This is a genomic window from Actinocorallia libanotica, assembly GCF_039525175.1.
Taxonomy (GTDB): domain Bacteria; phylum Actinomycetota; class Actinomycetes; order Streptosporangiales; family Streptosporangiaceae; genus Actinocorallia; species Actinocorallia libanotica.
On sequence record NZ_BAAAHH010000037.1, the window covers coordinates 65,134 to 76,773 of the forward strand.

Annotated in this window: 15 protein-coding genes; 10 read left to right on the forward strand and 5 right to left on the reverse strand. The window is 71.3% G+C overall.

The genetic code is table 11. From position 1 onward, the window contains the following. Positions 1 to 57: 57 nt before the first annotated feature. Positions 58 to 1,209, reverse strand: coding sequence for a CobW family GTP-binding protein (locus ABD140_RS32500; RefSeq protein WP_344245396.1), 1,152 nt, complete (start codon positions 1,207 to 1,209; stop codon positions 58 to 60). A gap of 70 nt (positions 1,210 to 1,279) precedes the next feature. On the opposite strand from ABD140_RS32500, the gene rpmG reads away from it, so the two are divergent. Genes rpmG through rpmF form a run of 5 tightly spaced genes read left to right on the forward strand, consistent with a single transcriptional unit; the run spans position 1,280 to position 2,405 of the window. After that, on the forward strand, positions 1,280 to 1,444 hold the full coding sequence (gene rpmG, locus ABD140_RS32505) for a 50S ribosomal protein L33 (protein ID WP_344245398.1): 165 nt from the start codon (positions 1,280 to 1,282) through the stop codon (positions 1,442 to 1,444). Next, complete coding sequence (locus ABD140_RS32510; protein WP_344245400.1) at positions 1,444 to 1,692, forward strand: type B 50S ribosomal protein L31; 249 nt, start codon at positions 1,444 to 1,446, stop codon at positions 1,690 to 1,692. The genes rpmG and ABD140_RS32510 overlap by 1 nt, the downstream gene beginning before the upstream one ends. After that, positions 1,689 to 1,925: a 50S ribosomal protein L28 gene (gene rpmB, locus ABD140_RS32515; protein ID WP_344245402.1), complete on the forward strand. Its 237-nt coding sequence runs from the start codon at positions 1,689 to 1,691 to the stop codon at positions 1,923 to 1,925. The genes ABD140_RS32510 and rpmB overlap by 4 nt, the downstream gene beginning before the upstream one ends. Then, a complete protein-coding gene (gene rpsN / locus ABD140_RS32520) occupies positions 1,925 to 2,230 on the forward strand; it encodes a 30S ribosomal protein S14 (protein ID WP_344245404.1) in 306 nt (101 codons plus the stop codon). Before rpmB ends, rpsN begins: the two co-directional genes overlap by 1 nt. A 10-nt stretch (positions 2,231 to 2,240) precedes the next feature. Continuing rightward, positions 2,241 to 2,405 carry a 50S ribosomal protein L32 gene (gene rpmF, locus ABD140_RS32525; RefSeq protein WP_344245406.1) on the forward strand — a complete coding sequence of 55 codons (165 nt, stop codon included), beginning with the start codon at positions 2,241 to 2,243 and terminating at the stop codon, positions 2,403 to 2,405. Positions 2,406 to 2,462: 57 nt separating this feature from the next. On the opposite strand, the gene ABD140_RS32530 is transcribed toward rpmF, so the two are convergent. Continuing rightward, positions 2,463 to 2,927: a PPOX class F420-dependent oxidoreductase gene (locus tag ABD140_RS32530; RefSeq protein ID WP_344245408.1), complete on the reverse strand. Its 465-nt coding sequence runs from the start codon at positions 2,925 to 2,927 to the stop codon at positions 2,463 to 2,465. A 296-nt stretch (positions 2,928 to 3,223) separates the two neighbouring features. On the opposite strand from ABD140_RS32530, the gene ABD140_RS32535 reads away from it, so the two are divergent. From ABD140_RS32535 to ABD140_RS32545, 3 genes are all read left to right on the forward strand, one after another. Then, the gene (locus ABD140_RS32535; protein WP_344245410.1) at positions 3,224 to 4,405 is read left to right on the forward strand and encodes a geranylgeranyl reductase family protein; all 1,182 of its coding nucleotides are present in this window, start codon (positions 3,224 to 3,226) and stop codon (positions 4,403 to 4,405) included. A 365-nt stretch (positions 4,406 to 4,770) separates the two neighbouring features. After that, positions 4,771 to 5,823 carry a class I SAM-dependent methyltransferase gene (locus ABD140_RS32540; RefSeq protein WP_344245412.1) on the forward strand — a complete coding sequence of 351 codons (1,053 nt, stop codon included), beginning with the start codon at positions 4,771 to 4,773 and terminating at the stop codon, positions 5,821 to 5,823. 180 nt (positions 5,824 to 6,003) lie between these two features. Then, on the forward strand, positions 6,004 to 6,276 hold the full coding sequence (locus tag ABD140_RS32545) for a hypothetical protein (protein ID WP_344245414.1): 273 nt from the start codon (positions 6,004 to 6,006) through the stop codon (positions 6,274 to 6,276). A 54-nt stretch (positions 6,277 to 6,330) separates the two neighbouring features. On the opposite strand, the gene ABD140_RS32550 is transcribed toward ABD140_RS32545, so the two are convergent. Then, positions 6,331 to 7,284 carry a hypothetical protein gene (locus tag ABD140_RS32550; RefSeq protein WP_344245416.1) on the reverse strand — a complete coding sequence of 318 codons (954 nt, stop codon included), beginning with the start codon at positions 7,282 to 7,284 and terminating at the stop codon, positions 6,331 to 6,333. A 34-nt stretch (positions 7,285 to 7,318) separates the two neighbouring features. Then, positions 7,319 to 8,254 carry a GlxA family transcriptional regulator gene (locus ABD140_RS32555; RefSeq protein ID WP_344245418.1) on the reverse strand — a complete coding sequence of 312 codons (936 nt, stop codon included), beginning with the start codon at positions 8,252 to 8,254 and terminating at the stop codon, positions 7,319 to 7,321. Between the two features lie 85 nt (positions 8,255 to 8,339). Between ABD140_RS32555 and ABD140_RS32560 the strand changes: the two genes are divergently transcribed. Further along, positions 8,340 to 9,563 (forward strand): MFS transporter, encoded by a 1,224-nt coding sequence (locus tag ABD140_RS32560; RefSeq protein ID WP_344245420.1) that lies wholly within the window; start codon positions 8,340 to 8,342, stop codon positions 9,561 to 9,563. Between the two features lie 147 nt (positions 9,564 to 9,710). Here the strand turns inward: ABD140_RS32560 and ABD140_RS32565 are convergent, their stop codons facing one another. Further along, on the reverse strand, positions 9,711 to 10,952 hold the full coding sequence (locus ABD140_RS32565; protein ID WP_344245422.1) for a PAS domain-containing sensor histidine kinase: 1,242 nt from the start codon (positions 10,950 to 10,952) through the stop codon (positions 9,711 to 9,713). Between the two features lie 166 nt (positions 10,953 to 11,118). On the opposite strand from ABD140_RS32565, the gene ABD140_RS32570 reads away from it, so the two are divergent. After that, the coding region (locus ABD140_RS32570) for an ADP-ribosylglycohydrolase family protein (RefSeq protein ID WP_344245424.1) at positions 11,119 to 11,640 on the forward strand (522 nt) is incomplete at its 3' end.

Genomic DNA, 11,640 nt, shown 5'->3' on the forward strand with positions numbered 1-11,640 from the left:
CCTGAAGCTTCCGGTGCCGCAACCGATCTGCGGCAACGCCGTCCGGACGAAGACGGCTCATGCGGGTTCCTTGAGATCGAGGAAGGGGGCGAAGGGGTCGTCGGCGGGGTCGGGTGACTCGCCTGGTGCGAGCAGGCAGGACTCCAGCAGGGAGTGGATGCGGTCGCGGTCCAGGTCGGGGCCGGTGAAGACCAGGTGCTGGACGCGGTCGCCGTGCTCGGGGCTCCAGTCGAGGTCGGCGGCCAGGGCCCTGGCGGCGGGCAGCCGGTCGCGTTCGGCGGCCGGCAGGGCCGCGAGCCAGGCTCCGGCGTCCTCGATGCCGACGACTCCGGCGACGGCGTCCCAGGCGATCATGCGGTCCGGGCGGTTGGCGAGCCAGAACCGGCCGCGGCTGCGGACGGTCTCGGCGGCCAGGGTGTCGGCGGTGTCGAAGAACCGGGCGGGGTGCAGCGGGCGGCGGTCCCGCCACACGACGGTGTCGATGCCGTCGGTGTGCACCTCGCACGGCAGGACGGCGGTGGCCGGGTCGACCCGCGCGGCCAGGTCCGCCGGGCACAGCCCGGGGCCGGTCACCGGCGGCAGGGGCCCGGTGGTGACGGTCAGCGGGGTGGTCGGCGCCAGGTGGGAGAGGATCTCCCGGCACAGGTTGAGGTCCTCGGCGGGGACGCCGGGCAGCGGTGCGGGCATGAGCTCGGGCAGGACCAGGGCGGTGGCGTACTCGATCTGCCGGGCCAGGACCTCCGCCAGGTAGCGGCCGTCGCCGGCCGAGCCCGACCTGCCCGCCTCGCGCAGCAGGTCCCCCCGGCACAGGTCGGCCGGCATGTGCTCGGCGTCCAGCGCGGTCAGGACGGCGGTGAGCCGCACCGAGCCGTCCATCGCCGCGCAGTCCATGGCCTCGGCGACCGTGCGCGGTTCCACGCAGTCCCACAGGTCCACCACCAGCGGTGCCGCGAACGCCGCGCGGCGCAGCAGTTCGGGCAGCAGGTCATCGCGCACGGTGCAGGAGACGCAGCCGTGCGCGAGCCGCACCTCGGTCCGGTCGATGGCGCCGTGGGCGTCCCGGACGATCCGCACGACCTCGCCGTCGGAGACGCGGCGCAGATCGTGGTGGATCACCTCGGCGCGCGGATGCTCGCGCAGCAGCCGGTCGACGAGCGCGGCCCGCGCGGGCCCGTGCAGCCCGGCCACCAGGACGACGGGTACGGACATGGGAGCACCTCACTTGAAATGATAATCGTTTTCATTATGATGGCACAGCCCACCGAGGAGAGGACCGACCATGGCCCGCAACGAGCTGCGCCCCGTCATCAAACTGCGATCGACCGCCGGAACCGGACACACCTACGTGACCCGCAAGAACCGCCGCAACAACCCCGACCGCCTGACCCTGCGCAAGTACGACCCGATCGTGCGCGAGCACATGCTCTACCGAGAGGACCGCTAGTGAAACCCGGCATCCACCCCGACTACCGGCCGGTGGTGTTCCGCGACGCCTCCGCCGGCTTCGCCTTCCTCACCCGCTCCACCGCCACCAGCGACAAGACGGTCGAGTGGGAGGACGGCAACACCTATCCCGTCATCGACGTCGACGTGTCCTCGGCCAGTCACCCCTTCTACACCGGCCGCAGCCGCACCCTGGACACCGCGGGACGGGTCGAGCGGTTCCAGCGGCGCTACGGAGCACGCCCATGAGCGCCCGCTGCCAGCTGACCGGGGTCCAGCCCGCCTTCGGCAAGAGGGTCTCCCACTCCCACCGGCGGACCTCGCGCCGGTTCGACCCCAACATCCAGACCAAGCGCTACTTCCTGCCCAGTGAGAACCGCACGGTGCGGCTGAAGTTGTCGGCCCGCGGCATCAAGACCGTCGACAAGATCGGCATCGAGGCCGCCGTGCGGCGCATCCGCGCCCGAGGAGAGAAGATCTGATGGCCAAGAAGAGCAAGATCGCCGCCGACGACCGGCGCAGGCTCGTCGTCGCCCGGCACGCCGCACGCCGCGCGGAGCTCAAACGCATCATCTCCAGCCCCCGCACGTCGCCGGACATCAAGACCGCGGCCATGCGCGAGCTGAACAGGCAGCCCCGCGACGCCAGCGCCACCCGCCTGCGCAACCGGGACGCCGTCGACGGCCGACCCCGCGGACACCTGCGCCGCTTCGGCCTCTCCCGCGTGCGCTTCCGGGAGATGGCCCATCGCGGCGAACTTCCCGGCGTCACCAAATCGAGCTGGTAAGGAGCCCGCCATGGCCGTACCCAAACGCAAGAAGTCGCGCGCCAGAACCCGAACCCGCCGCGCCCGGTGGAAGGCCCCGCGCCCGGAGCTGGTCGACGCCCAGGTCGACGGACGGTCCATCCGGGTCCCCCGCCGCCTGGTGAAGGCCCTTCAGAGAGGCCTCATCACCGGCTGAGACCTGTTGCGGTCCGCCCCCTCGGCGGGCCGCAACGGGTCTGCGGTGGCGTCGTGTTCAGGACGCGGAGAGGCGGGGAGGGAAGCCGCCGGTGGCGATCGGGCCCCAGCGGTCGATGGTGATGCGGATGAGGGATTTGTTCTGGCGGGCCATGGCCTGACGGTAGTCGTCCCAGTCGGGGTGCTCTCCGGCGATGCAGCGGTAGTACTCGACGAGGCCTTCGAGCGCCTCGGGCATGTCCAGGACCTCGGCGCGGCCGTCGACCTGGACGTAGGGGCCGTCCCAGTCGTCGGACAGCACGCAGATCGACACCGCCGGGTCGCGCCGGGCGTTGCGGGCCTTGGCGCGGTCGGGGTAGGTCGATACGACGATGCGGCCCTCGTCGTCCACGCCGCAGCTCACGGGGGACATCTGCGGGCTTCCGCCGGAGCGGGCGGTGGCGAGCAGGCCGCGGTGGCGGGTGCTGAGGAACTCCAGCAGCGCGGCGCGGTCGACGCGCTCGGCGGTGGCGATGCGTGGCATATGGGCTGCTCTTTCGGTGTCCGGGATCTCGGATGGTCGCTCAGGTCCTTCCATGATGCGCTTCAGCCGCCGTGCGTGAACAACGGTGGGTGTTCGGGCGGGCTCGGGTCAAAAGCCCCTCACCGTCAGCGCTCGGCCCGGCGAAGGATTGTTACTTTAGGTAATTATTCGATTACTTTGAGATAAAGATGTGGTCACTGACCAGCGAGTTTTCTCGTTGTGTCACCGGGGATCGTCTGTCCGACGATGCGGGCCCGGGTGTGCGAACGGGCGCACTACGCCGAGGAGGCAAGGCGATGTCCACGACTCGAGCCGGTGGGGGAGAGGTGTGGGACGTCGTGGTCGTCGGTGCCGGTCCGGCCGGTGCCGGTGCGGCCCGCGTCGCCGCGGAGACGGGATGCCGTGTCCTGCTCCTGGAGCGTTTCGCGATCCCCCGGTACAAGGCCTGCGGCGGCGGCCTGATCGGGTTCTCGCAGGCCGCGCTGCCCGACGGCGTGCCGATCACGGTCCATGACGAGATCGACTCGATCACCTTCGGCCAGAGCGGGCGCAGGCTGCGGACGTTCCGCTCCCGCAAGGGGCCGCTGTGCAAGATGGTGTTCCGTGACGAACTGGACGCCGCGCTGACCGAGGCCGCGGCCGACGCGGGCGCCATGGTGCGCGACGGTACGGCCTTGAAGGTCGTCCGGGAGGAGGACGGCCTGGTGTCGGCGTGGACCGACACCGGGGAGCTGGTGCGTGCGCGTTCGCTGGTCGGGGCCGACGGCAGCGCGAGCAGGGTGGCCCGGTACGTGGGAGTGAGTTGCGAGCAGGTCGACCTGGCGCTGGAGATCGAGGCCCCGGTGGTGCCCGAAGTGGCCTCCGAATGGCGCGGGCGCATGCTGATCGACTGGGGGCCGCTTCCCGGGTCGTTCGGGTGGGTTTTCCCCAAGGGCGACATCTGCACCGCGGGTGTGGTGGCCGCGCGCGGGCAGGGCGCGGCCACCAGGGCCTACATGGACGCCTTCCTCGACCGCTACGGGTTGACGAGAGAGGGCGCGGTGCACGACACCGGGCATCTGACCAGGTGCCGGCACGCTCACTCGCCTCTGGCGAAGGGGCGTGTCCTGGTCGCGGGCGACGCGGCCGGACTGTGCGACCCGTGGTCCCGCGAGGGCATCTCGTTCGCCTTGCGCTCGGGCGCCTGGGCCGGGAGGGCCGCGGCGGAGATCGCCGAAGCCGGGGACGCCGCGGTCGTCCGGCGGGTCTGCAGCGACTACACGCAGACGGTGATCTCGGTCCTGGGGGCGGAGATGGCGGCGTCCAGGCAGCTGATGAACCTGCTCACCAAGCACCCCGACCTGTTCCACACGGTGCTGACCCGGATCCCCCCGGTCTGGCACATGGCCGAGAGCTATCTGACCGGGGAGGCCTCGATACCCGCCCTGATGCGTCGTCCGGTGGCCCGCATGGCTCTGAAGACGGCGAACCTCCTGTGAGCCGATGCTCCTCGGATCCCACCGCCGGTCCCGGCCCGACCCCTTGGAACGTTCCCGACCGTACCGCCTCCGTCGTCGGCCGGCCTCCGGAGAGCACATCGGCCGCTGGCCGAACCGCACGCCGGAACGGCCGGGCCGGACCGGGACACGGCCGCCCGGCACGTCCGCGCGCTGCAGCCGGGACCGGCCCGCGGGCACCGCATCCAGGGCGTGGTGATCCAGAACCTAGAGGCCCTCCTGAGCCCGGACGCGGGGTCCGTTCCCCGCCGATGTCGTATGACTCTCGGTTCGGATTCGCTACTCTCGGTGTTGGTTCTGCGGGGGCATCGGTCGGCAGGTCGGCGTGCGGGCAACGGGGGCGATCGGTGAGGGCCAAGGACAGCGAGGCTGATCGGCGGCGGTATCAGGCCGATCTGGCCCAGGGGGTGGAGCGTTTCCTGCAGCCGCGCCGTACCGACTGCCCGTGGTGCGCGTCGACACGGATCAGGGTGCTCCTGCACAGCCCGGAGTTCGTGCAGCACAAGCCCGGCCGCTTCACCCTGGAGCGGTGCGCCGACTGCGGGCACGTCTTCCAGAATCCGTGCCTGAACGAGGCGGGTCTGGAGTTCTACTACCGGGACTTCTACGACGGGCTGGGCGCCGAGCTCTGCGACCGCGTCATGGACTCCGCCGGCCTGTGCAGGGCCTACCTCCGGCGCGCGCGGATGCTGCCGCCGGGGACCGAACCGCGCACCTGGCTGGACGTGGGCACCGGACACGGCCACTTCTGCCGCAGCGCTCGGCAGGTATGGCCGAACGTCCGCTTCGACGGCCTGGACCAGAGCGAAAGCGTGCTCAAGGCGCAGAAGCTGGGCTGGATCCACCACGCCTACCAGGGGACGTTCCCGCAACGGGCCGAGGAGCTGGCCGGCAGCTACGACGTGGTCAGCATGCACCACTACCTGGAACACACTGCCGACCAGCACCGGCAACTGGACACGGCGGCCCGGGTGCTGCGGCCCGGCGGCCACCTGCTCATCGAGGTACCCGACCCCCAGTGCCTGCCCGCCCGGCTGCTGGGCCGCTACTGGTTCTCCTGGATGCAGCCCCAGCACCTGCACTTCGCTCCCGAGGCGAACCTCACCCGGGCGCTGCAGGACCGCGGATTCACCATTGTGGCCGTCCACCGCCGCCGGGCCCGGCTGGGCCAAGACTTCGTGTGGGCGCCCGGTCTCCTGGCGGGGAACCTGCACCCGCCCGTCGACCGGCCCTGGTCACCGCGCCGCCCTCACCCGGGCGACCGCCTGCTCCGCCTGATCCTCCTGGCGCTGGCGGTACCCGTCATGCCGGTAGGGCTTCTCGCGGACTGGACGCTGGGGCTCCTCAGCCGCCGCAGCAACACCTATCGCATCCTGGCCGCCCTGCCCGACACGGCCTGACACCGCATCGGCCCCGACCAGCCGGGGCCTCACGACGTGGACGTCACGGCCACTGGCGGGGACGGTCGTGCCGCGCACGGCCCATCGGCGGTCGGCCGGGTGTCGGGCCCCGGCTCGGTCAGGCGTCGATGCGGCGGCTCAGCACCCGGCAGATAGCGGTAGAAGTTCAGCCCGTCCTCCATGGAGGCAACGAACCTGATCGGTTTCATCATGCATCGGTCCTCGTTATCCGGTGAGACCGTTCTTGAGGAGACGAACCGTGACGGGGCAGGACGCATCTCATCGAGAGTGGGATTCTGGAAGCGTAAGCGCCGCGCCAAGAAGCGCAAGAATGATTATGGCGATCTGGGTGAGGCCATCGCCGAAGGCGGTGCCGAGCTGGCGGGGCAAACTGCGGGTGGGCTCTTGCGGGGTCTGTTCCGCGGGATCGGAAGCCTGCTCGACGGGATCTAGCACTGCGTCCTTGAAAGCGGCAGGGTACGCAATGGTCCTTCATTCCCGGACTCCTCAGAGCTCGAGTTCCCGCTGGACCTTGGCGTAGTACCGTCCGGGAAACGTCGAGGCGACGCTCCAGGGCAGGTTCTTGGGCAGGCTGTCGCCCGCGTGGGAGAGGTGGAAACGGGCACGCTCGAGGTCGCCGCCGAAGTAGTGGACGGCTCCGAGCAGGTGGTGGGCCTTGCGGTCCTGCGGGTGCGGGCGGGATCGCTGTGCCCATAGGTCGGATGCTTCGCGCATGAGGACGTTCACCGATGGCGCGCGAAAATACTCGCGCAGGACTTGGGAGGAAGGCTCTTCGGTGTCGTCGAGCCGACGCCAGGCGATCTCCAGATGGGCCGCGGCCGCGATCGCGGTGACGGGGTGTCCCGGTTCCGCGGAGTTCAGCAGTTCCTCCGCGAACGCCGCCGACTCGCCCGGTCTTCCGTACCACTTTTCCGAGATCGCCTGCACGCGACCGTAAGTGCCGTTGAACGACCTGGGATCGCGGCGGCGCAACTCGTGCCAGATGCCGTCCAGTTCGGGGCGCGGCAGTCGGCTGCCGATGCCGTGCCACTGGAGTTCGCTCCAGGGGGATGGATCGTCGGGCAGGAGTTCCGCGGCGCGCTGCAGCAGTGGGGCGGCATTCTTCAATTCCGCATGGAACCTGCGGAATTGCTCGCCACTGGTGTATCGGGCGTAGGAGCCGCCCCGGAATCTCCAGGCACGGTCGACGCGGGCGGCTCCGACCAGCAGCAGGACGTGCGGATCCTCGGGAGTCCCCAGTTCCTCCAGGCGCGGCTCGAGGACGTCTGAGAGAACACTGCACCGCAATGTCCGCTGCGCCGGGTCGTTCGACGCCGTGAGCAGTTCGACGGCCGCGGCGAGCCGTCCCTGTTTCACTTCGGCGACCGCCGCCGTCAGCAACCGATCCTCCCAAACGGGGTCGAACCGGGCTCTCGACCTGCGATCGAGGTAATCGGACATGCGCAGGCCAGAACCTCCCCGGTGAGCGGGGGGATCAGCGGAAGGAGTTCCGGTAGGCGGTGGGGGTGGTGCGGAGGGCGTTGTGGAAGCGGCGGCGCAGGTTGACCGCGGAGGAGAGGCCCACGCGCTGGGCGATGGTCTCGACCGGGAGGTCGGTCTCCTCCAGGAGGGCGCGGGTCGTGGCGATGCGGCGTTCCAGCAGCCAGCGGCCGGGGGAGACGCCGAGCTGCTCGGTGAAGTGGCGGCTGAGCGTGCGCGGTGAGACTCCGGAGCGGGCCGCGATGTCCTCGACGGTCAGCGGCCGGTCCAGCCGTGCGGTAATCCACTCCAGCAGGGGGGCCAGGGAGTCGGGGACGGGGCCTCTGGTCGGCAGCTCGGGGAACTGGCGCTGGCCGCCCTCGCGCAGCGGCGGGGCGGCGAACTGGCGGCCGATCCGCGCCGCCAGCGCCGCGCCGTGATCGCTCCGGACCAGGTTGAGGCAGAGGTCCATGGCCGTGGCCGAGGCGCCCGCGGTGGCCACGTCGCCGTGGTCCACGTACAGGACCTTGGAGTCGAACCTGACCCGCGGATGGGCAGCGGAGAGCTCTTCCTCCAGGTCCCAGTGCGCGGCGGAGCGCCGGCCGTCCAGCAGGCCGAGCGCGGCCGGGATCCAGACCCCCTCGCAGACCGCGACGATCCGGGCGCCCCGTGCGTGGGCGTCCCGGACCGCTTCGAGTACCGCGGGGGAGTCCGGCCGGGAGCACCATCCCGCGATGAGCACCGTGTCGGCCTCGGCGAGGGCCGCCAGTCCCTGCTCGACCAGCACGTCGGCGCCGAGCGTGGTGCGGACCGGCCCCGGCCGCTCGGCGCACATGCGGAAGTCGTAGTGCTGGGGGATCTCCTCGCCGTGCCAGCCGAACACGGCGGACGCGCAGGTCACGGGGTAGAGCTCCAGCGGGGATCCGACCAGGGCGACCACGCGATGCCTCATGGCAGGAATGTATCCGATGATGTCATTCCGGACACCTGTAGGCCGTGGCGATCTTGCCCAGAATGACCGGCATGGAGTTCGGGAAATGACCGCGGTCGTCGGCCGCGAAGCCGGTCTGGAGGCTCCGTCCAGGCTGTGGACCAGGGATTTCACCCTGTATTTCGGAGCGCGTTCGGTCTCGCTGCTCGGCGACGCGATGATGCAGGTCGCCGCCGCGCTGGCCGTGGGGAAGATCTACGGGGTCTCGGGCGTCGGGTACGTCCTGGCGGTGTGGACGATGGCGGCCGTCGGTTTCGTCGTCTTCGGCGGGGTCTTCGCCGACCGGATCGGGGCCCGGACCGTGATGATCGCGGCCGACGTCGTCCGGGTGGCGACCCAGAGCGCCGTCGCGGTGGCCTTCCTGACCGGGACGCCGCCGCTGTGGCTGCTGCTCGCCTGCTCGTCCCTCGCGGGCGTCGCGGCCGGGATGTTCCAGCCGGGTGTCAACGGCATGATCCCGCTGATCGCGCAGGACCGGCAGCGGGCCAACGCCACCCTCAAGATCGCCGACGCGGGGTCGCAGCTCGCCGGACCGGCACTGGCCGGCGTGCTCATGGCGTTCACCGGCGCGGGCGTGGTCTACTCGCTGAACGCCGCGACCTTCGCCTTCAGCGGGCTGTGCCTCGCGCTGATCCGGGCCCGCCCCGCGGGCGGCCCGCAGCAGTCCACGACGATCCTGCTCGACCTGCGGCGCGGCTGGACGGAGTTCAGCTCCCGCACCTGGATGTGGTCGGTGATCGTGATCTGGGTGTTCTTCGGGATGCTGGTCTTCGGCCCCTACATCCCGCTGAGCTCACAGCTGATCGGCGAGCGGCTGGGCGAGTCCGCCTACGGCTGGGTGATGGCCGGGCTCGGCACCGGCACGGTCGTCGGCGGGCTGATCGCGATCAAGCTGAGGCCGGTGCGGCCGCTGGCGGCGGGCGGCCTCGCGATCTCCGGCTTCACCTTCATCCCGCTCTCGACGGCGCTGGAACTGCCGCTGCCGCTGCTGATGGCCGGGCACCTCCTGGGCGGCTGCGCCTGGGCGTTCTGGTCGGTGATGTGGGCGACCAGCGTCCAGACCCAGGTCGCCCAGCAGGTGCTGAACCGGGTGACCGCCTACGAGGTCGCCGGTTCGGTCTCCGGCGCCGCGGTCGGTCAGGCCCTGGTCGGACCGGTCTCCGAGGCCGTCGAGCCGCGGATCCTGCTGTTCGTCTCGGCGGGCGCCTGCGTCGCGGTCTGTGTCGCGCTGCTGGCGACACGGCCGATCAGGAACCTGCACCGGGTGTGAAGCGGTCCGGCGCCCCGGAACCCGGGGGCGCCGGACCGGTGTGCGGCGCGGCGACAGGTCGACTTGCGGCGCCCAGTCCGAACCGGGTCGGCCTGAACCAGGATGAACCCGGGCGGTCGGCCGTCGGAGAGGGGACGGTGGTACGGGTCAACGATCCCCGTCGGCACCGGAGAGAGGGAGGCGCAGGACGAAACGGGCGCCGGGGGAGTCGTCGGGGCGGTCGGAGACGTGCAGGGTGCCGCCGTGGGTCTGGGCGATCTGCCGGGAGATCGGCAGCCCGAGGCCGGTGCCGCCGGGGTCGCTGCGGCGGGCGTCGGCGCGGCGGTAGAAGCGGCGGAAGACCGCCTCCTTGTCCTCGTCGGGGATGCCCGGGCCGTCGTCGCTCACCTCCAGCACCGCATGATCGCCGTCCGCGCCGACCGTCACCTCCAAGCGGGAGCGGGCGTGGCGCTGGGCGTTGGCCAGCAGGTTGGCGACCAGGCGGGCCAGCCGGACGGGAGAGCCGTCCACGACGATCCCCGGGTCCAGCCGGGTGGCGGTGGTGATCTCGGGAGTGAGGCGGCTCAGCTCGCCCCTGACCAGACGGGCCAGGTTGACCGGCTCGGTCGGGACGGGGACGCCGGCCTCCAGGCGTGCCAGCTCCAACAGGTCGCTGACGATGTCGCTGAGCCGTTCGGCGTCGTGCAGGGCGGCTCCCAGCACCTGGCGGGGATCGGCGTCAGGGTCGTCAAGGGCGTCCTGCAGGCGTGTCAGCAGGCCGGTGAGCGGGCCGCGCAGGTCGTGGGAGGCGTCGGTGAGCGCCTCGCGCTGCTGCTGCACCGCCCCGCGCAGCACTTCGAGCGCCTGCTGGTCCTGGATGTGGGTCTGGTGCAGCAGCTGGTTGATCTCGTACACCCGGCCGGCCTGGGCTTCCAGATGGGCTTCGATGGCCGCCGTGTGCGTCAGGAAGCTCCCGTCGGGCGGCGGCGCCCCCTGGAGTTCGCGCTGCTGCCGAACGAGGGCGGTCGCGTCCTGGACGTGGGCCAGGATTCCGATGACCGTGCCCTTCTCATCCAGCAGCGGGGCGTGGGTGATGTTCCAGTACCGCTCCTGCAGGGCCCCCGGCCTGGCGGGATCCGCCACGTCGTAGCGGCGCACCGGCAGGAAGTCGCTCTGCTTCTCGGCCATCACCCACTCCATCGAGTGCCGCACCGCCTGGACCGTCTCGCCGGTGGAACCGCCGTGGAAGGCCTCGAGCACCTCGAGCGCGTCGCGGCCGGTGATCTCCTGGCGTGTGCAGCCCATCAGCTGCTCGTACGCCCGGTTGACCGCGACGAGGGTCAGATCGGGCGATATCAGTGCCAGCGGTGTCGGCGCCGCGTCGAAGATGGCCGCCGGATCGATCTCCATCACTCCATCCCTCTCCTGGACCTGCCCCTGGGAGCAGGGAGAAAACCCCCGGCGCGGACGCGCGCTCCGGGCCGGGGACCCTGTCGTGGAGGTTCTGCGGATCGCCGGCCTCGTGGAATTCGGGAAACCCGGTGATCGCGGGACGAACGCGCCCTAGATTCGGGGCATGCATCCGCGACCGCTCGACGCCTTGGACCTCGAACGCGCCTTCTCGTCCCTGGTGGGGCTCTCCGTCGGCGACGCCTTCGGCGACCGGTTCTTCGCTCCGGCGTACTTCCTCTCCAGGCACGCCGACCCGGTGCCCCAGGCGCCTTGGGCGTGGAGCGACGACACCGAGATGGCCTGCACCGTCGTGCTGCACCTGGCGGAGAACCGTCGCGTCGACCAGGACCTGCTGGCCGCCGAGTTCGCGGAGCGGCTGTCGGTGGATCGCCGCTACGGCGCCAACACCCTGGAGCTGCTGGAGAGGGTCGGGTCGGGCGCCGACTGGCGGGCCGAGGCGCGCGGCAGCTTCGGCGGCGAGGGTTCGCACGGCAACGGGGCGGCGATGCGGGTCGCGCCGCTGGGCGCGGCGCTGGCCGGACGGCCCGGGGAGGCCGCGGGGACGGCGATCCGCACCGCGGAGGTCACCCACGCGCACCCGGAGGCCGTCCAGGGCGCGGCGGCCGTGGCCGCGGCGGAGGGGGCG